The 21005-nt window shown below is 39.6% G+C and carries 9 protein-coding genes and 4 pseudogenes; 12 read left to right on the forward strand and 1 reads right to left on the reverse strand.

Annotated features, from left to right (window positions below; all coding sequences use genetic code 11):
- Positions 1-8: 8 nt before the first annotated feature.
- The 9 genes and pseudogenes from ligA (at position 9) to FLP15_RS05035 (ending at position 14876) form a co-directional block, all read left to right on the forward strand.
- Positions 9-2067 (forward strand): annotated as a pseudogene (gene ligA / locus FLP15_RS05000) (NAD-dependent DNA ligase LigA).
- A gap of 440 nt (positions 2068-2507) precedes the next feature.
- Positions 2508-3524 carry a diacylglycerol kinase family lipid kinase gene (locus tag FLP15_RS05005; RefSeq protein ID WP_142767435.1) on the forward strand — a complete coding sequence of 339 codons (1017 nt, stop codon included), beginning with the start codon at positions 2508-2510 and terminating at the stop codon, positions 3522-3524.
- Positions 3525-4333: 809 nt separating this feature from the next.
- A complete protein-coding gene (locus FLP15_RS05010; protein ID WP_142766237.1) occupies positions 4334-5470 on the forward strand; it encodes an ABC transporter ATP-binding protein in 1137 nt (378 codons plus the stop codon).
- A gap of 215 nt (positions 5471-5685) precedes the next feature.
- The gene (locus tag FLP15_RS05015) at positions 5686-6138 is read left to right on the forward strand and encodes a transporter (RefSeq protein WP_142766238.1); all 453 of its coding nucleotides are present in this window, start codon (positions 5686-5688) and stop codon (positions 6136-6138) included.
- A gap of 826 nt (positions 6139-6964) precedes the next feature.
- Positions 6965-10660, forward strand: coding sequence for a pyruvate:ferredoxin (flavodoxin) oxidoreductase (gene nifJ / locus FLP15_RS05020; RefSeq protein ID WP_142766239.1), 3696 nt, complete (start codon positions 6965-6967; stop codon positions 10658-10660).
- Positions 10661-11195: 535 nt separating this feature from the next.
- Positions 11196-12001: pseudogene (cdaA, locus tag FLP15_RS05025) on the forward strand (diadenylate cyclase CdaA).
- The gene (locus FLP15_RS05030) at positions 11991-12947 is read left to right on the forward strand and encodes a CdaR family protein (protein ID WP_142766240.1); all 957 of its coding nucleotides are present in this window, start codon (positions 11991-11993) and stop codon (positions 12945-12947) included. Before cdaA ends, FLP15_RS05030 begins: the two are co-directional and overlap by 11 nt.
- A 635-nt stretch (positions 12948-13582) precedes the next feature.
- Positions 13583-13896, forward strand: a pseudogene (locus FLP15_RS13815) (hypothetical protein).
- 11 nt (positions 13897-13907) lie between these two features.
- The gene (locus FLP15_RS05035) at positions 13908-14876 is read left to right on the forward strand and encodes a phosphohexomutase domain-containing protein (protein ID WP_425351487.1); all 969 of its coding nucleotides are present in this window, start codon (positions 13908-13910) and stop codon (positions 14874-14876) included.
- Positions 14877-15199: 323 nt separating this feature from the next.
- Here FLP15_RS05035 and treR read toward each other — a convergent pair whose 3' ends face one another.
- Positions 15200-15916, reverse strand: coding sequence for a trehalose operon repressor (gene treR / locus FLP15_RS05040; RefSeq protein WP_142766241.1), 717 nt, complete (start codon positions 15914-15916; stop codon positions 15200-15202).
- 111 nt (positions 15917-16027) lie between these two features.
- On the opposite strand from treR, the gene FLP15_RS05045 reads away from it, so the two are divergent.
- The 3 genes and pseudogenes from FLP15_RS05045 (at position 16028) to FLP15_RS05055 (ending at position 20694) form a co-directional block, all read left to right on the forward strand.
- Entirely contained in the window at positions 16028-16510 is a 483-nt protein-coding gene (locus FLP15_RS05045) for a PTS sugar transporter subunit IIA (protein ID WP_142766242.1), read from the forward strand.
- A gap of 230 nt (positions 16511-16740) precedes the next feature.
- Positions 16741-18284 (forward strand): annotated as a pseudogene (locus FLP15_RS05050) (PTS transporter subunit EIIC).
- A 73-nt stretch (positions 18285-18357) separates the two neighbouring features.
- Complete coding sequence (locus tag FLP15_RS05055; protein ID WP_142766243.1) at positions 18358-20694, forward strand: glycosyl hydrolase family 65 domain-containing protein; 2337 nt, start codon at positions 18358-18360, stop codon at positions 20692-20694.
- Positions 20695-21005 lie beyond the last annotated feature (311 nt).

A 21005-nucleotide genomic window follows, 5' to 3' on the forward strand; every position in this document is an offset into this window, starting at 1 on the left:
ATATGGACATGAATATTGAGTCAAGAATTAAAGAATTAACAGAGTTACTTAATAAATATGCCTACGAATATTATACGTTAGATAGACCATCTGTAGAGGATGATGAGTATGACCGCCTTTATCATGAACTTGTTGCATTAGAGAGTGATAATCCACAGTTGATACGGGCTGATTCGCCAACTCATAGGACTGGTGATGTGATATTGGATGGTTTTGAGAAGTTTCGGCATCCGTACAATCTTTATAGTTTGGGGATGTTTTTTCTCGTGAAGAATTAGCGGTTTGGGAAGAACGTGTTCGTAAGGATATTCCCAATCCAGAATATATTTGTGAATTAAAAATTGACGGTCTCTCTCTTTCCCTTTATTATGAAGAAGGGATATTGGTTACTGCAGCGACACGGGGTGATGGTTTAGTTGGGGAGAATATTACTGAGAATGTAAAGAGGATAAAGGATGTGCCTCTTCAACTGTCTGAGCCGATTGATATTGTGGTACGTGGTGAGGTTTATTTACCTAGAACGAATTTTTCTAAATTGAATGCTGAACGTGAACAGGAGGGCTTGGCTGCTTTTGCTAATCCTAGAAATGCGGCGGCGGGAACGTTGCGGCAGTTGGATACGAAAGTTGTAGCAAAACGTGGTTTGGCAACTTTTCTCTATCAAGAAGCTAGTGATGCTACAAATGATACTCAAGAGGAGGTGCTTGAGTATTTCGTGCGGCTTGGTTTTCAAGTGAATCCTGTGCGGAAATTTGCACGCAATATGGATGAGATTTGGGAATTTATAGAGCAAGCAACCCTACTGAGAGATGAACTTGCTTATGATATTGATGGTGTGGTTGTAAAAGTAAACAATCTTGCACAACAAGAGGAACTTGGTTTTACTGTAAAAGCACCAAGATGGGCGATTGCTTATAAGTTTCCTGCTGAGGTTGCAGAAACAGAAATTTTGGATGTAGAATGGACAGTAGGACGCACAGGAGTTGTTACTCCGACAGCGGTAATGACACCTGTGCTTCTTGCACAAACAGTGGTAGCTCGTGCAACTTTGCATAATGTGGACTATATCAAAGAGAAAGATATTCGTAAACATGATAAAGTATTGATTTATAAAGCGGGAGATATTATCCCCAAAGTGAGTCGTGTGCTTTTTGAAAAGCGGAAGCCAGCTGAGCGTAAACGTAAAGGCGAGATGGTCACAAGGACAGTTTGGACAAGGTTTGGAAGACGTACTGTGAAGAAAAGGTCTGTTTTTTCAGAAAGAATAGATAACCAGCTTGATATTCCAACGAAGTGTCCAGAGTGTGATTCGAAGTTGCTCCATTTTGAGGATGAAGTAGCCTTGCGCTGTATCAATCCTCTTTGCCCGCGCAAATACGAGAAAAATTGATTCATTTTGCTAGTCGTGACGCGATGAATATCGTAGGACTTGGACCGTCGGTTATTTCACAATTATTTGATAAGAAATTGGTGGCAGATGTGGCGGATTTATATCAGTTGAAGGCTGAAAAACTGGCTGAGTTGGATAAGATTCAGATGAAGTCTGCTCAGAAAATTGTTGATGCGATAGGAAGTAGTCGTGAAAATTCTTCTGAAAAGTTACTTTTTGGTTTGGGGATTCGTCATGTTGGAGCAAAAGCTGCTAAGCTACTCTTGGAGCGCTTTGGTAATTTACGACAATTATCTTTGGCAACCGAGGAGGAGATTGCTGAGATTCCGTCTTTAGGTGGGGTAATTGCGACAGCACTTACAACGTATTTTGCAACTGATGGAGCAAAGCAATTGCTAGATGAGCTTGAAAATGCTGGGCTTAATTTTAATTATTTGGGTGCTGTCAGTACTGATGGAATTTTATCAGGGAAAACGGCAGTGCTGACAGGAAAATTAGTGACACTGAAGCGTTCTGAAGCTAAAGCAAAGCTCGAAAGCTTGGGAGCGAATGTATCGGGTTCGGTTTCTAAGAAAACAGACCTTGTGGTGGCTGGTGAGGATGCTGGCTCGAAGTTGACTAAAGCTCAAGAATTGGGTATTGAAATTTGGTCAGAACAAGATTTGTTGGATTTGTAGTCTGTCAGTATACTGACAGAAGGTTTTTTCTATAATTCAGTTGTTGTAAAAATAATGACGCTATGGTTTAACTTCATGGCGTAAAAACGGTGTTATGACAGGCGACTTGATGATCGTTTTGCGAAGCGGAGATGGAGCGAGCGATTTCGTCTTGTTGCTTTGCATTTTGCAAACGTACAGCGGAGCAACGAAGTTGCGGAGGTAGTGAAATCGGAAGTAGATCAAAGCGGAGATAGAACGAATGGACATCGTGGTATGGACCTCTGTCGGATTATAAAGTGGAACTGGCTAGTATAATACTGTTTTATTTCTGAGAGTTTTTTAGAAGTGAAAAGCTTGTGTAGAATGAATACCTTCATAATGTAAGGATTCAGCACACGCTCCTACTCGGCTTATTTTGCTGAGGAAGGTGTATAAAGAGAATGAGAAAGAGTGGGAAAATGAAGGCAAGATTGATTTATAATCCGACGTCGGGTCAAGAAATCATCAAAAAACATATTGCAGATATTCTTAACCGGCTTGAAGAGTATGGTTATGAAGCGAGTGCATATCAAACGACGCCGGAATCTAAATCAGCAGAAATTGAAGCTGCACGCGCAACGGAGGCTGGTTTTGATTTGATTATTGCTGCTGGTGGTGATGGAACGATTAATGAGGTCGTTTCAGGGATTGCTCCCTTTGAAAAGCGACCAAGACTTGCTATTGTGCCTACTGGAACGACGAATGATTTTGCTAGAGCTCTGAAAATTCCACGTGGTAAACCGCTTGAAGCGATAGAAATTATTGGTAAGAATCAGGTATTGAGTATCGATGTGGGTCATTCCACACGTGGTCTTGCTGAAGAGGATAAATACTTTATCAACATTGCTGCTGGTGGTGGGCTTACTGAGCTGACATACAGTGTGCCTAGTCATCTGAAAACAGCTTTTGGTTATCTTGCTTATTTGGCAAAAGGTGCAGAACTTTTGCCACGAGTCAGAAAAGCTCCTGTGCGTATCACACATGATAATGGTGTTTTTGAAGGTGATATTTCAATGTTTTTCGCAGCATTAACTAATTCTGTAGGTGGTTTTGAGAAAATTGCGCCAGATGCAAAATTGGATGATGGACTATTTACTTTAATTTTAGTTAAGACGGATAACCTTTTTGAGTTGATGGCTTTGCTTGCGATTGTTGCAAATGGGAAACATTTGGATGATATCAATATTGAGTATATCAAGACGAGTATGATTGAGATTGAGCCGATGGCGGGTCAGCGGATGTTGCTTAATTTGGATGGTGAATATGGTGGAGATGCACCTGTGAGATTTGACAACCTCAAGGGACATATCGATATGTATGTCAATCTTGATGAGATTAATGATGACCATTATATTGGCGATGAGGACACATTAGCACTTGAAGCTGTGGCGCAACGTTTTGCAGAAGAAACGAGTAAGATTAAAGATGAAGATTAATACTTTTGTATTAGGCTAACTTTGAAGTGATTACTTCATTGGTGGGGGATTCTCTCTCCACCAATTGTTAGAATATAACCTCTAGGTGTAACATCTAAGCGGCCTGTATGGACAATCTGTTTATCGCGCGGAGACTTGCTAGATTAAAAATTCAATAGGATTTTTTAATGACCCTATAAAAAGAATGGCTTCGCTGGAAATAATTTGTCGTAAAAAACAATATGCTAGTGTAAGTGCCAGTGTAGAAAAATATGAATTCTGTCAGCATACTGACAGTTTTTCTTTTTACTGACAAAACTTTTCTTTATGAAGTCAAGACTTATTCATTGGGAGTTTCGTAAAACATTTGTCCATTTTCTCTAGTCGTTGAAGCGACTGATAAAAGAGCAACTCGCCACGGAATTTAAGGCACAACCTCACATCTTCGATATGAGGTCACACCTCCGCTTTGCTACGTTGTCGATTTTACTAACCGACTAAAGTCGGAAGTTCAAATCGCAATCGACTAGATGAAACAACTAGCATATCCGTAAGCGCTAAAGCGCAAACGGCTATCCTATAAAGTCGCAAGGCGAAGTGGTCTTGTCCAAGAAGCCTAGGCCCTATGGCAGTCGGACGAAATTCAAGGATTGCCATTCCGACTAGGTGCTTCAGCACCGTAGCGAGGATGGACAGCGTAGCGCAGCGAAGATAGTGCTGCTTTGATAAAATGTGCAATTTGTATAAAGAAAATGTGCAGTTCAATGCTTGTTAGGAGAAACCGTTTGCATTAAAATGGATAGTATAGAAAGTGAATACAGGAGAAAAAAATGACAACACTTAGTTTAGACAAGATTTACAAAAAATATCCTAATGCAACTCAGTATGCAGTGGAAGATTTTAACTTGGATGTTAAAGATAAAGAATTTATCGTCTTTGTAGGACCTTCAGGATGTGGTAAATCAACTACTTTGCGTATGATTGCTGGTTTGGAAGATATTTCAGAAGGTGAGTTCAAAATTGATGACAAAGTCATGAATGATGTAGCACCAAAAGATCGTGATATTGCGATGGTTTTCCAAAACTATGCCCTTTATCCACATATGACTGTTTTTGACAACATGGCTTTCGGGCTTAAATTGCGTAAATATAAAAAAGATGAAATTAAAAAACGTGTTGATGAAGCCGCTGCAATTCTTGGATTGACAGATATGCTTGACCGTAAACCTGCCGACTTGTCTGGTGGTCAACGTCAACGTGTGGCGATGGGACGTGCTATTGTGCGTGATGCCAAAGTCTTCCTTATGGATGAACCTTTGTCAAACTTGGATGCGAAACTTCGTGTATCTATGCGTACTGAAATCGCAAAAATTCACCGTCGTATCGGTGCAACAACGATTTATGTTACCCATGACCAAACAGAAGCAATGACACTTGCAGACCGTATCGTTATCATGTCTTCATCACCAAATGTGGACAAGACTGGTACTGTTGGACGTATTGAGCAAGTAGGTTCACCTCAAGAACTTTATAATGAACCTGCATCAAAATTTGTCGCAGGATTTATCGGAAGTCCAGCGATGAACTTCTTTGAAGTGACGGTCAATGGCAATAAATTATCTAATGGTGAAGGTTTAAGCATCGAAATGCCAGAAGGTAAAGAAAAGTTGCTTAAAGATAAAGGATACAATGGCAAGAAAGTATGGCTCGGTGTTCGTCCAGAAGATATCTCGGCAGGTGAGCTTCAAGCGCAAGCCTATCCTGACTCACGTGTAGATGCTGAGGTTGTCGTATCAGAGCTTCTTGGCGCAGAAACAATGCTCTATCTCAAGACAGGTTCAACTGAATTTGTTTCTCGTGTTGAAGCACGTGATTTTCGCAATCCAGGTGAAAAATTGACAGTGACATTGAACTTGAATAAAGCACATTTCTTTGATGTTGATACTGAAAAACGTATCACAGAATAATCTTAATTACGGTTTTCCTCTTAAAAATAACTCTGTCAGTACTGACAGGGTTTTTTGTCAGTAAAATAATAATTGACAGAAAATTATAAAAATATTATACTGTTTTAAATGATGATTTTGAATAGTGAAATTCATATACATCAATCAAATTTAAGCAAAAATTTGCTGACTAAACTGTAAGTAGTTTTTGCGTTTTTATAGTTGAGGAGAAGAAGATGCAAGAAGTAAAAAAGAAACATCCACGTTGGATAAGATGGAGTTTGTTGATCTACAGTTTTATAGCATTTTTGATTACGGGGATTTATACTGTTTTTCATCTGTATTTTTTCAATATAAATTGGACACGTTATCAAGATGACAATGCCTATTGGGCTAAAGCCAATAAAATTTTGCAACATGGTGTTTTTAGGATAAAAGGTCAGGAACTTGCATTACATTCATTGTTATTGATAGGGATTTTGCTTCTTGGGATTTTAGTTTCTATTGGTCTTTTTGTCTTTGCTCGGAGAACTTATTATGCTCGCACGTGGACACCATTGATTGCTACGTTTGGATTTATGCTTCCTTTAATTCCCTTTGGGACAAATGTTCTGTTGACATTGATTATTGCTTATCTGTTCATTTTAGTAGGAAGCGCCTTGTCTGTGAGTGCTTTAAAATTGCTTTAACTTAGCAAGTGCGTGCTATCTCCGCCCTTTGGGCTACGCTGTCGATGCTCGCTCCGCCACTAAAGTGGCTAGTCGCAATCGCAATTCCCCACCTAAGGGGTGGCGGGATAAGCAGCACTATCTCCGCTTCGCTCCGCTGTCCATTCGCTCTATCTCCGCTTTGCTCCGCTGTCGATTTCGCTAAAGCGCTAAGACCCTAGGGCAGTAGAACGAAAGCAGAGATTGCCATTTCGCCTTATCGCTTGCCTTTTGCTCTTACTGCTTTAGCAGTTAGCTTCGCATGACCATTGGCTGTATGCCAATGCCAAATGGCAATCAAACGGACAGCGGAGCAACGAAGTTGCGGAGACCGTTCGTAGAACGGCGTGCAGAGCACGTAGCGAGTTGCGACTTCGACTAGGCACGTTCCGTTCATGCCGTAGCGAGAATTGACAGCACAGTGAAACGGAGATAGAGGGAATGGACAGCGTAGCGAAGCGGAGGTGTGACCTCATATCTTTGATGTTAAGCAGACTGTTGCAGCTTTAGCTGCGTACAGGTCGCTTAGTTGTTACACCTAGAGGTTGTGCCCTAACATTGGTGGTGGAGAAAGAATCCCCCACCAATGAAATAATCACTTTAAGTCAGCCAAATGTAAAAGAAAATTGACAACATACCGTTGTCCTTTTTTTCTTGTAAAATGCTAAAATAAATTTAGTCAAAATTTAATATCATGGGGAAGCTATCGATTTTTTCTGATTTATATTTAAGTCACATAAAGAACACCGACACCGCTCTTTATGCAGAGAAAAGGTTGAATAAATGCTCTCTCAAAGAAAGTTTGAAAATGAAAAAAACAATGGATGGAAACATGGCGGCGGCACATATTGCCTACGCTTTTTCAGAAATTGCTGTAATTTATCCAATTACTCCAAGTTCACCGATAGCAGACTATACGGATGCGTGGTCTGTAGCAGGACGCAAAAACATTTGGGGACAAACAGTAAAAATTACAGAAATGCAATCAGAAGCCGGTGCAGCAGGTGCCATGCACGGTGTTCTCAAAGCAGGAGGAATTGCGACAACATACACAGCTTCACAAGGGTTGCTTTTGATGTTGCCCAATATGTATAAAATGGCAGGCGAACTACTCCCTGCGGTGATTCATGTAGCAGCGCGTGCGGTAGCAACGGGTGCGCTCAATATTTTTGGTGATCAGTCGGATGTGATGTCTGCGCGTTCCACAGGCTTCGCCATGTTAGCTGAGTCAAGTGTGCAAGAAGTGATGGATTTATCAGCCGTCGCACATTTAGCTACGATTGATGGTTCAGTTCCTTTCATGAATTTCTTTGATGGTTTTAGGACAAGCCATGAAATTCAAAAAATTGATGTTATTGATTATGAGGATTTGGCACCGCTTATCAATACTGACAAACTGACAGCTTTTCGTCAGCGTGCGATGAATCCTGACCATCCAACAGTTTCAGGAACCAATCAAAACGCCGATATTTATTTTCAACAGCGAGAAACAGTCAATGCTTATTATGATGAGTTGCCACGCATTGTGCAAAAATACATGGACAAAATCAATACCTTACGAGGTACAGATTATGATTTAGTCAATTATTACGGTGCTTGTGATGCAACTGAGGTTATTGTCAGCATGGGTTCAGTTGCTGGGACTATTGAGCAGACGGTAGATTATCTGAATAGCAAAGGACGTAAAGTTGGTTTTTTGAACATTCACTTGTATCGTCCGTTTCCAACAGAAAATTTCCTTGAGAAATTGCCGAAAAGTGTGCAAAATGTTGCAGTGCTTGACCGTACAAAAGAGTCAGGCTCAAATGGTGAACCGCTCTTTCTTGATGTGCAGTCTGCACTATTTGATGAAAATATAAAAGTTATTGGTGGACGCTATGGTGTGGGTGGAAAAGATACACGTCCAGAGCATATTGTTGCTACTTTTGATGAACTTTTAAAATCAACTCCTCGTCGTCAATTTACCATCGGAATCACTGACGATGTCACAAATTTATCTCTGTCAGTGGCTTCCAAACTTGATTTGACACCATCAGACACTTTTCAAGCGAAATTTTGGGGCTTCGGCTCTGATGGAACAGTCGGGGCAAACAAAGCGGCAATCAAAATCATTGGCGATCACACCGATAAGTATGTGCAAGCAGCCTTCGAGTATGATTCCAAAAAATCAGGCGGACTGACCATCAGCCATCTTCGTTTTGGGGATAGTCCAATCAAGTCGGAATACATGACTGCAACGCTTGATTTTGTCGCGTGCCACAACACGACCTATGTCAGAAAATATGACTTAACGAAAGATTTGAAAGCAGGTGGAATCCTCCTTTTAAATACCTCTTGGGATGATGAACATCTTTCAAAAAATTTGCCAAGCAAGTTAAAACGCTACATTGGCGAAAACTATATTAAATTCTATACCATTGATGCAGTAAAAATTGCAAGAGAAACAGGCTTAGACCGCAGAATCAACATGATTATGCAAGTCGCATTTTTCAAACTTGCTCAAGTGATGCCATTTGATACAGCCTACGAAATTCTGAAAAAAGATACTCAAAAATATGCGCGTAAATCACCCAAGATTGTTGAGCAAAATCTGAATGCTATGGAAATGGCGCTTGATTATCTTCATGAAGTGCAGGTTCCAGAAGATTGGGCAATTGCAAAAGAACGCGAACTAAAGCCAGTTTCAGCGGCAAGTGCGACGAAAAAATATGTTTTTGAGATTGTCAACAAAACAAATGCTTTTGAAGGCGATGAGCTTTCGGTGCAAGATTTGGTGGATAATGGAATGACGACAGGTAGTAGTCCACTCGGCACAGCAAGCTATGAAAAGCGAGGAATCGCGCTTGAAGTCCCTGAATGGAATCTTGAAGCCTGTATTCAGTGTAACGAATGTTCATTTGTATGCCCACACGCGGCGATACGTCCGTTTTTAGCAGATGAAGATGAGTGGAATGTTGCACCAGAAGGCTTCCAAGTCATGGATTATAAAGGAAACGATGGCCTGAAATATCGGATACAAGTTTCTGTCGAAGACTGTACAGGATGTGGTTTATGTGTCGAAGCTTGTCCGAAAAAAGGTGAAGCGCTAAAAATGGTTCCTTATGAGTCGCAGCAAGAGCAAGCGGTCAATTGGGCTTTTGCGCAAACTTTGAAAACAAAAGAAAATCCAATGGCTGGACGACTCACAGCTGCAAGCACGCAGTTTGAAAAGCCTTTATTTGAGTTTTCAGGTGCTTGTTCAGGTTGTGGTGAAACACCTTATATCAAACTTTTGACACAAATGTTTGGTGACCGGATGATGATTTCAAATGCGACAGGTTGCTCATCAATTTATGGAGGAACGCAAGCGACGCCTTATACCACAAATGATGAGGGACAAGGCCCCGCTTGGTCAAACTCACTTTTTGAAGATAATGCTGAATACGGCTATGGGATGCATATGGCATCGGTGACTCGCCGCCAAAAACTTGCTGACGAAGTTCTGTCAGTGCTGACAGAAATGTCAGAGGACTTACAACTCCTTGCTAAAGACTGGGCAACGCACCTTTTTGATAGTGAAGGAACCAGAGCGCGTGCTGAGAAGTTCAAGGCATTGCTCAAAGAAGAACTGACGGTTTTAGTGAATCAGGAAAAGACAGATGAAGTCGCTGACAGAAAGCTGTCAGTATTAAATGCAATCTATCAGCAAAAAGATCAATTTGTCAAACCGACCCAATGGATTTTTGGCGGTGATGGTTGGGCTTATGACATCGGATTTGGAGGTCTAGACCATGTCATTGCCTCAGGTGCTGATGTAAATATTCTCGTGATGGATAATGAAGTCTATGCCAATACAGGAGGACAGGTCTCAAAAGCCACACCTGCTTCTGCCATTGCTCAATTTGCCGCAGGAGGTAAGGGTGGAGCGAAGAAAGACTTAGGTGCTATGGCGATGACTTATGATGATGTGTATGTCGCTCAAATTGCTTCAGGAGCGAATATGATGCAGACCATTAAAGCGTTTGATGAGGCAGAAAAGCACAAAGGACCAAGCCTTATCATTGCTTATACACCATGTATCAGTCACGGTGTCTATGAAGGAATGCATATGGTGCTCGACGAAGCCGAACACGCTGTAAGAAGTGGCTATTGGCAACTTTACCGATATAATCCAGAACTTGAATCAAAAGGAAAAAATCCAATGATTCTTGACTTCAAGAAGCCAGATTTTTCAGAAGTACGCGGACTTTTGCTCAAACAATCTCGTTTTGGAAATCTTTTAAAAGTCAACAAAGAACACGCAGAAGCTTTATATGATAAAGCCGCTACAGATTCAAGAAAGCGATTCATACGTTACGCACGTTTATCAGGAGATTTAGAAAAATTTTTAGAGCGTGAAGCAAAAGCAAAAGGTGAAACAGTAGAAATCAATCAAAAACCTAGAAGAGAACGAACAGTTGATCCCGAACGTGAGGCTAGACGTGCAGCAAGAAAAGCTCAAAAGCTTGCAGATAGGAACAAATAATCTAATTTCATTTTGAAGTAATCACTTCAAAATGAATAGAACCTTACTGACAGTTTTTATCAGTAAGGTTCTATTTGTATAAGTGACAATATTTTCAGTGAAGCATTTATCATTTATCAGCAGGGAACATAAAATTTTGGTATAATTAAACTAATTAATTATGGATACTGTCAGATTTTTGACCCGTCTGTTGTATTGCGCGTAACATCAATAAGTGGTGAAAATTCTCATACAAACAGTATCTCTACAGTTCAATATCTAACTACTAGTTCGTTTCTAATTGACTCATTACATCAAAGTGAAGATATGAAAAGTTGCAATTATCTCTGTAATCGAGTTGTTCTCATTGTTTAATCACACCAATCAACAAGAAGAGTAAATTGCACAGCCTTTTTACAGGCGATCAAGTAAACAACAGTATAATTGACATTGAACGAGTATATAAGGAGGAAAAAATTTGAGCGATTTTAATCAATTTTTTAACCTTGAATTTTGGCAAAAGATTTTTGAGCTGAATGAATCACCGCTACGTATCATGATTGCGGTGTTAGACATTGCTATTGTAAGTTTTTTCCTCTATAATGCGATAAGATTTGTCCAAGGAACAAAATTAATGACGCTAGTGCGCGGAGTAATTATTTTCCTTTTTATAAAAATTATTGCAGGACTCATTGGTTTAACCACAGTAGAGTGGTTGCTTAACCAGGTCATTACTTATGGGGTGATTGCAGGGGTTATCATCTTCCAGCCTGAGATTAGACGGGCGCTTGAAAGTTTGGGACGTACCACAACTTTATTTACACCGACAAAAAAAGCTTCTAAAGATGGGCATATCACGGCCTATGAAAAATCTTTTGCCTATATGTCTGAGCGTAAGATTGGTGCTTTGATTGCTATTGAGCAGTCCCAAAATCTTAATGAATTTGTATCCACGGGAATTCGGTTAGATGCGGATATCACAAGCGAATTAATTATCAACATCTTCATTCCAAATACCCCTTGCATGATGGTGCAGTCATCGTTCAAGGAGATAAGATTGCCGTGACAAGTGCCTACCTTCCCTTGACTGAACGCAGAGGAATTTCCAAAGAATTTGGTACGCGACATCGTGCAGCTATTGGTCTTTCAGAAGTTTCAGACGCTCTAATTCTTGTCGTATCTGAAGAAACAGGGGGCATTTCGATAGCACATAACGGTGAGTTTTTTGCCGATATTTCTAAAGAAAGATTTCATGATATATTAGTCAGCATTTTAACTCCAAAAGTGGAAAAAACACTCCCGCGTTTAGGCAAAAATTCAGGGAAATCTAGTAAAGATTCGGAGGCTAAAAATGGGAAATAAATTTTTTACTTCAAAAATATTTTATATCTTGACTTCTGTATTTTTTGCAATTGTTCTCTTCTTTAACGCCAATGCAACCTCTATCCGAAATCAAGGAACGAACCAATCAGGAGAGGTTTACACAGCTACAATTAATAGCGTACCAGTTGAGTTAAAATATGATACAAATAAATACTTTGTCAGTGGCTACAATAGTAGCGCAACGGTACATTTATCAGGTTACAATCGAATCTCGATTACCAATGAAGAAAATCCCGATACAAGAAATTTTTTCCTGAGTATTGATTTGACCAGTGTTAAATCTGGAAAAGTTGACGTTCCCGTACGAATCGAACAGCTTCCAGGAGGGGTTAATGCATCAATTGAACCAAAGACGATGAACGTAACGGTAGAAAAAAGAGCTTCTCGAGAATTCGAAGTGACTCCCAAAGTGGACTCAACACAGATTCCAACAGGATTTAGTATTGATACGATTGATTTGAGCGATGAAAAAGTCAACGTCGTTGCTGGTGAAGAAGGTATCAAAAAAATTCATGCCATTGAAGCAGCTCTTCCTAGCGATGTGAATCTCACAGATAATTATTCAGGAACGGTTACCTTACATGCTGTAGATAGTACAGGAAAAATTCTTCCCGCACAAATCACACCTTCGACAGTTCATATCAAAGTGTCTGTAAACAAACCAAGTAAACAAGTGCCAGTCAAACTAAAAGTTACAGGCACACTTGATACAACACTCTCTAGCATGAAAACAAAACTATCTGATGAAAAAGTCACCATATATGGCGAGCAAAGTAAGTTAGATGAGATGAGTAGTGTCGAAGCAAATGTAAGTATTACAGGGATAACTAAAGAAACAAAAGTTTCTGTACCACTGCAGCAATCAGGTATAAGCATCCGTCCGCGAACAATAGATGTGACATTGACGCCAGTTAAAAAGAAGTAATTTTGTAAAGACGATTCTGATTATATTGGTTCCACATTGAAGTAATTACTTCATCGGTGAGAGATTTTTTCTCTCCCACTGATGTTAGGGCACAACCTCTAGGAGTAACAACTAAGCGACCTGTACGCAGCTAAAGCTGCAACAGTCTGCTTAACATCTTCGATATGAGGTCACACCTCCTCGCTCTATCTTCGCTTCGCTCCGCTGTCAATTCTCGCTACGGCACGAACGGCGTGCGAAGCACGTAGCACCGTAGAGCGAATGGACAGCGGAGCCCAAAGGGCGGAGATAGCGGGCACTTGCTTGGTTAAAAACTTAAAGGCTGTTACCATGCGAGCTTTGGTAGAGTTAGGGCACAATATCATATCAAGGATTATGATTTGGTTGTAGTAAGCTGTAAGAATATGACTATTAGTTATACGTGATGGCTTGTGCCACAGATTCTGCATTATGGGGTAGAAAAGCAAGTTATTTTTGAAGCATTAAGAGAATTTTGAGATAGATTTAGTAAATCGAGGAAAATGAGATAAATCATGATAAATATCATGAAAAAATAAATTGGAGACAAAAAAATGGGTAAATATTTTGGAACTGACGGTGTGCGTGGAGAAGCAAATGTTGAACTTACGCCAGAAATGGCTTTTAAGTTAGGGCGTTTTGGAGGCTATGTTTTAAGCCAACACGAAACTGATACACCGAAAGTTTATGTCGCCCGAGATACACGTATTTCAGGACAAATGCTTGCAACAAGCCTCATTTCAGGACTTTTATCCGTTGGGATTGAAGTTTATGATCTTGGTGTTATTGCAACACCTGGTGTCGCTTATCTCGTGAAAAAAGATGGAGCGTCAGCAGGGTTATGATTTCAGCCAGCCACAATCCAGCTCTTGACAACGGTATTAAATTCTTTGGGGTGATGGTTATAAACTTGAAGATGCTAAAGAATTAGAAATTGAAGCTTTGATTGATGCACCCGAAGACACGCTGCCTCGCCCGTCTGCAGAAGGGCTTGGAATATTACATGATTATATTGAGGGTGTCCGTAAATATCAAGCTTTCCTCAAGACTACAGCAGAGGGTGATTTTGAGGGATACAAGGTTGTTCTTGATACTGCAAACGGAGCTGCCCATACTTCAGCACGTGCCGTGTTTGCAGATCTTAATGCAGAGTTGACTGTTATTGGTGAAAACCCTAATGGGCTTAATATTAATGTTAATGTTGGCTCAACTCATCCAGAGCAAATGGCTGAGAAAGTCCTTGAAGTGGGGGCAGACATTGGATTGGCATTTGATGGAGATGCTGACCGTCTAATCGCAGTAGATGAGTTAGGGCATATTGTAGATGGTGATAAAATCATGTTTATTGTTGGTAAATATCTACTTAGTCAAGGCAAGTTAGCCCAAAATACAGTAGTTACAACAGTAATGTCAAACCTTGGCTTTCATCTTGCGCTTGAAGAAACAGGGATTAATTCAGTTGTGACAGCAGTAGGTGACCGCTACGTTGTTGAAGAAATGAAAAAAAATCACTATAACTTCGGTGGAGAGCAATCTGGTCATATGATTTTTCTTGATTATAACACAACAGGAGATGGACAACTTTCCGCCATTCAATTGTTGAAAGTGATGAGAGAAACAGGAAAAACTTTGTCTGAACTTGCAAGTGAAGTAACAATTTATCCACAAAAATTAGTCAATGTTCGTGTTAAAGACAATGCTGCCAAAAAATCTGCAATGGAAGTACCAGAAATTCAAAAAGTAATTGTCGACATGGAAGAAAAAATGAATGGCAAGGGTCGTATTCTTGTTCGCCCTTCTGGGACAGAGCCACTCTTACGCGTAATGGCTGAAGCACCAACTCATAATGAAGTCAATGAAGTTGTTGATAGTATAGTAGAAGTCGTGGAAGAAGAAATTGGGGTAAAATGAAGTCAAGACTTATTCAGTGGGAGTTTCGTAGAACATTTGTCCATTTTCTCTAGTCGCTATCTTCGCTGCGCTACGCTGTCCGTTTGCTTAGCTGCTAAAGCAGCAAGAGCAACAGGTGATTCGACTGATAAAAGGGCAATTCACCACTGAATTTAGTCGGACGAAATTCAAAGATTGCCATTCTGACTAGGTGGTTCAGCACCGTAGCGCAGCGGAGATAAAGCACGCACTTGCTTTGATAAAAAAGAGAGTATATGCTCTCTTTTTTATTTAAAATATTTGAATTTGGTACAACAAATTAGCCATAGTATGGCTTTTTTTATTTATCTTTTTTGGCGTCTTGCGAATTCTGTGAATCTAAAACGGTCAACTTGGTGTCTGGATTCTGTATATTGAAACAATGTGTTATCAGCAAGGTAAACCCTGGATTTAACAGAAACAATATGACGGTCTTTGGGATTTAAGTCCAATAAATCAAAATCTTCTTCACTTGCGAAATCAATTGTAATTTCTTTTTGGGCATAAGCGATATCCAGTCCAAGTTTTCCTTCTAAATATTCATAAGTTGAATTTTTAGCATCTTCTGGAGTTAGGTGATCGGCATAATCTTTTAAGAAAAAATCACGGTCTAAGATTGAGTATTTTCCTTCGACTTTCCGACGTCTAAGGATATGAAGTGCTTTGCTCCCGATAGGAAAACCTGTTAATTCTGACAGTTCGGCTTCAATATCAATTGATCCAAATATGACAACCTCAGTCTCGCTCTCAAATCCCATAGAAGTTTGCAGTTCTTTATATGAAGTTAGACCTGAAATGGGGAAAAGCAATTTATCATGAGCGATAACAATACTACCAAATCCATGACGACGTTGAATTACACCATTTTCTTCTAATATTTTTAAAGCTTGTCTAACGGTTGAACGGCTACTATTATAAATTTTTGAAAGTTCGTTTTCACTAGGTAAAACATCATTTTCTTTATAGATATCATCGAAAATTTTCTTTTCTAAATCTTGTAAAATCACTTCATATTTCTTCATTCCTATATTTTATCATAAAAATAGATGCTAGCGCTTGCTGAAAACACTTTCATGTGGTACAATGTTTTTATCAACTTGTACGTACAAGCTGCAAAATGATAGGAGGTTCATATGTTTGGACTAGGAAAAAAGAAAGAACTTCAGGATGATAAAGGGCTTTATGCACCGATTTCTGGAGAGGTCATTGAAATTTCAGCTGTTAATGACCCTGTTTTTTCAAAGAAGATTATGGGTGATGGTTTTGCCGTTGAACCTACGGGAAATAAGATTTATTCGCCTGTAGCTTCCACAGTAACTTTGGTTCAGGGTCATGCGGTTGGCTTTACTCGAGCAGATGGTCTTGAGGTATTACTCCATATTGGGATTGATACTGTTTCACTCAATGGTTCACCATTTAAACTCAAAGTTAAAGTTGGTGATATAGTCAATGGTGGAGATGAAGTTGGAAGTGTTGATTGGACTCAAGTTGAAGCAGCAGGTCTTGAAAAAACAACAATGGTCATTTTTACCAACTCTGATAAGCTAGATTCTTTTGATGTTCGCTATGAAAAAGTTGAAGCAAAAGAAACGCTTGGAAAAGCTCAAACAAAATAATTGGAATTTTTGGAATGCTAAGGCTCTAACATTTTATATGTGTTGGGAGTTAACTGTCACGAAAATATTTTTGTGCAGTTATACTAGTCAAACTTTATACAGTATTAGGCTAGTACAAAAAGTGGATGTAAATATCCTTTAATTTCTGAGAGAAATGTTGGGAATTAAATATTATGGGATAAAAGTTAATAAAATAATTTTCCTTTTTAAGAGGGAAAGCAGGAGGTCTTATGGCAAATTATTCACAACTTGCGACAGATATTATCGCAAAAGTCGGTGGCGCAGAAAACGTCACAAAAGTTATTCACTGTATTACCCGTCTTCGTTTCACTTTAAAAGATAAAGACAAAGCTGATACTGCGGGGATAGAAGCATTACCTGGTGTTGCAGGTGCAGTATATAATGCAAATCTCAACCAATACCAAGTGGTCATCGGTCAAGCTGTTGAAGATGTCTATGATGAAGTGATTGCACAGCTCCCCGATGGATTAGCAGGCGGAGAAACAGAAGCTGATGATGCAGGTGGTGCACCTGTAGGTGGAAGTAAAAATCCTATTGTCCGTGGTTTCCAAGTTGTTATTGGTACAATCACGGGTCTATGATTCCAATCATTGGATTACTTGCTGGTGGTGGTATGATCAATGGACTTTTGGCTATGTTTGTCAAGGGAAATCATATCTTCAATGTGATTGATCCAACAAGTTCGACTTACATTATCATTTCAACAATGGCGATGGCGCCTTTCTATTTCTTACCTGTGTTGGTTGGTTTCTCAGCTGCACGGCAATTAGCTCCAAAAGACGGAAGCTTACAATTTGTTGGAGCAGCTGTTGGTGGATTTATGATTGCTCCTGGTTTGAATCCTTTAACTCAGGCAACAATCAGTGGCACAAGTGTTGTACCTGCGCCTAACGCAGTGGCACATTTGTTAGGTGTTACTTTCAATACGAGTTATTTTGGAATTCCTGTGGCATTACCTAGTTATGCTTACACGATTTTCCCAATCATCGCTGCAGTCGCAATCGCAAAACCTTTGAATGCTTGGTTGAAGAAAGTTTTACCTTTGGCTTTGCGTCCGATTTTCCAACCTATGATTACTTTCTTTATCACATCTTCTATTGTGCTTTTAATCGTAGGACCAGTGATTTCTACACTTTCTTCACTTCTGTCAAATGTTATCAGTTTCTTTCTTGGACTTAATTTGGGTATTGCAGGGCTTGTCATTGGTGGATTCTATCAATGTTTGGTTATCTTTGGTTTGCACTGGCTCATTGTTCCTATCATTTCGCAACAAATCGCAGCAACTGGTGAATCTTCACTTAATATGATTGTGTCATTTACGATGTTGGCACAAGGTGCAGGGGCGCTTGCAGTCTTCCTGAAGACTCGCAAATCAGATATGAAAGGTCTTGCTCTTCCTGCTGCAATCTCTGCATTTTGTGGGGTTACTGAACCTGCAATGTATGGGATTAATTTGAAATATATGCGTGTCTTCATTATGAGTTCTATTGGTGCCGCTGCTGGTGGTTTGGTTGCTGGATTGATGAATCTGCGTATGTTTGGTTTCTCTGGTTCATTGATTGGTTTCCCTAACTTTATCTCTAATCCTAAAACGCATGAAGCTCCAGCTGGTAACTTGGCTACATTTTGGATTGCATCTATTGTATGTATCGTAGTAGCAATGGTCTTGGTATGGTTCTTTGGATATAAAGATACTGACGAAATGGGTACTGGCGTTGAAAAGAAAAATGCTTTCAAAGATGCAGTTAAATAATTTATAAATTTCATTTGGAGTCAGGGCCAGTGGCTTCTGGCTCCTTTATTTTTGAGAGAAAGAAAGGCAAAAAATGACGGAAACGGATAAAGACTGGATGATCCAATATGATAAATACGAAGTAGGAAAACGTTCGTATGGACAAGAATCATTAATGACTTTAGGAAATGGGTATCTAGGTTGGCGTGGTGCTCCTGTGTGGTCATCTTTTTCAGAACATCATTATCCTGGGCTTTATGTAGCTGGTGTGTTTAATTGTACAACGACTGAAGTTGTTGGTCATGATGTAGTCAATGAAGATATGGTAAATTTACCTAATCCACAGTTGATAAAAATTTTTATTGGTAATCAGTTGGTTAAGTTTACTGAACAGACGATAATTAGTCGCCAGTCAGCAATTAATTTTAAGAATGGCACTCAGAGGGATAAATATGTCGTGAAAGTTGATGAGGGTAAGTTGACTTTGACAACGACAAAATATGTTGATCCAATTGATTTCCATTGTTTAGGATTTGAAGGAGAAATCCTTACAGACTTTGATGCAACACTTCGTTTGGAAAGCTTGGTTGATGGTTCAGTTTTAAATCAAAATGTAGAACGTTATCGTGCTTTTGATAGCAAAGAGTTTGATGTGCTTTCTATTTCTGAAAATATTTTAGTGGCAAAAACAAGGACAACGGATATTGAGTTTGCGTTTGCTGTGAAGACAACTTTGGCAGGTAGTTCGGTTGTTTTAGCTGAGTCAGGGCATCAAGAAGTTTTATTAGAAAGTGGACAAGTTGAACTGCATAAAAATGTTCCTGTTCATTTTGAGAAAGTTATTGTATTAGCAACGAGTGCTGAAGAGAAGCAGCCTGTTGATTTTGTGAGAAATGAACTAGCAAAGTTATCAGTAAGCAAAATCAGAGAAAACAGCGCAATATATTGGTCAAAAGTTTGGGAAACAGCTGATATTGTCATTAAATCTGACGATAAAGATTTACAACGAATGGTGCGGATGAATGTTTTTCATATTCGTCAGGCGGCACAACATTTGGCAAATCAATATTTGGATGCTTCTGTTGGTTCACGTGGTTTAACTGGTGAAGGTTATCGTGGTCATATTTTTTGGGATGAAATTTTTGTTGTGCCGTATTATGCGGCAAATGAACCTGAAACAGCGCGTGATATTTTGCTTTATCGCTTGAATCGTTTACGTGCGGCACAAGATAATGCAAAGGTTGATGGAGAAATCGGAGCAATGTTTCCTTGGCAATCAGGACTTATTGGAGATGAACAATCGCAGTTTGTTCATTTGAATACGGTCAATAATGAATGGGAACCTGATAATTCGCGACGTCAACGTCATGTTTCACTTGCGATTGTCTATAATTTATGGATTTATACTCAGTTGACAGGAGATTTGAGCATTTTACATGAGGGAGGTCTGGAACTTTTACTTGAAACAACGAAGTTCTGGTTGAATAAGGCTGTGCTTGGAGAAGATGGTCGCTATCATATTTCTGGTGTGATGGGTCCAGATGAGTATCATGAAGCCTATCCTGGAAAAGAGGGAGGAATTACGGACAATGCGTATACCAACCTCATGCTTGTCTGGCAGTTGAATTGGTTGACTGAGCTACAAACTAAAAATATGTTTGATTTTTCAAATGTTGATGTGGAATGGCTAGAAAAAGCTCAAGATGTTGCACATAAGTTGTATTTGGATATTGATGAAACTGGAGTCATTGCTCAATATGCAGGCTATTTCGATTTGAAAGAGGTTGACTTTGCTGCTTATGAAGCGAAATATGGTGATATTCATCGGATTGACCGCTTGATGAAAGCGGAGGGGATTTCGCCAGATGAATATAAGGTTGCTAAGCAAGCAGATACACTAATGTTGCTTTATAATTTAGGTGCTAATCATACAGAAAAACTTGTAAAACAGCTTGGTTATAGACTTCCAGAAGATTGGCTTAGAGTAAACCGAGATTATTATCTTGCGCGTACGGTACATGGCTCAACAACATCACGCCCAGTTTTTGCAGGAATTGATGTGACGATTAATCAGGTGGATGAAGCAGTGGAGTTTTTGACTGAGGCAATTGGTTCAGATTATTACGACATTCAGGGCGGAACGACAGCTGAGGGAATCCATATTGGGGTAATGGGAGAGACACTTGAAGTCATTCAAAATGAATTTGCTGGGGTAACTTTACGTGATGGTGAATTTGGAATCGCACCACAGTTACCAAAGCATTGGTCTTATTTGAAATTTACCCAGCTTTTCCGAGGAAATAGAGTGACGGTTGAGATTTCTGACAAGGAACTTTTACTGACAGCTGACAGAAAGATGGTAGTCAGAGTGTATGACACGTTATTCCAGCTAGAGTCAGGAGAAACAGCTGTTTTTGAAGTAAAGCAATAAAGTGATAAATTATACTAGTTCGCCTCTAAATCTACGCAGCAGATTTGGTAGATGAACTGCAAATATACTACCTTGCGACGTAAGGGAAAAGCGTAGATTTTCTTAATTAGAAAGTTACTGACAGAAATCTCAGAAGTCTGTCAGTAACTCGGTGATTGACAATTAATGCAAGCGATTGCGTTAAATGATATTATTTGATAAAATATACTAGTTCCACTTTAAAATTCAACAGGATTTTATTGATTTTAGTGGTAACTGTTTTATCAGTCTTCAGTGGTGAGATAAAACAGACAACGAGCATTGACCATGTA

It is taken from the genome of Lactococcus protaetiae (genome assembly GCF_006965445.1).
GTDB classification, from domain to species: Bacteria; Bacillota; Bacilli; order Lactobacillales; family Streptococcaceae; genus Lactococcus; species Lactococcus protaetiae.

Coding starts and splice junctions, on each gene's coding strand:
- FLP15_RS05005 (WP_142767435.1), top strand. CDS start 2,508: ATGAAGGCAAGATTGATTTATAATCCGACGTCGGGTCAAGAAATCATC.
- FLP15_RS05010 (WP_142766237.1), top strand. CDS start 4,334: ATGACAACACTTAGTTTAGACAAGATTTACAAAAAATATCCTAATGCA.
- FLP15_RS05015 (WP_142766238.1), top strand. CDS start 5,686: ATGCAAGAAGTAAAAAAGAAACATCCACGTTGGATAAGATGGAGTTTG.
- nifJ (WP_142766239.1), top strand. CDS start 6,965: ATGAAAAAAACAATGGATGGAAACATGGCGGCGGCACATATTGCCTAC.
- FLP15_RS05030 (WP_142766240.1), top strand. CDS start 11,991: ATGGGAAATAAATTTTTTACTTCAAAAATATTTTATATCTTGACTTCT.
- treR (WP_142766241.1), bottom strand. CDS start 15,916: ATGAAGAAATATGAAGTGATTTTACAAGATTTAGAAAAGAAAATTTTC.
- FLP15_RS05045 (WP_142766242.1), top strand. CDS start 16,028: ATGTTTGGACTAGGAAAAAAGAAAGAACTTCAGGATGATAAAGGGCTT.
- FLP15_RS05055 (WP_142766243.1), top strand. CDS start 18,358: ATGACGGAAACGGATAAAGACTGGATGATCCAATATGATAAATACGAA.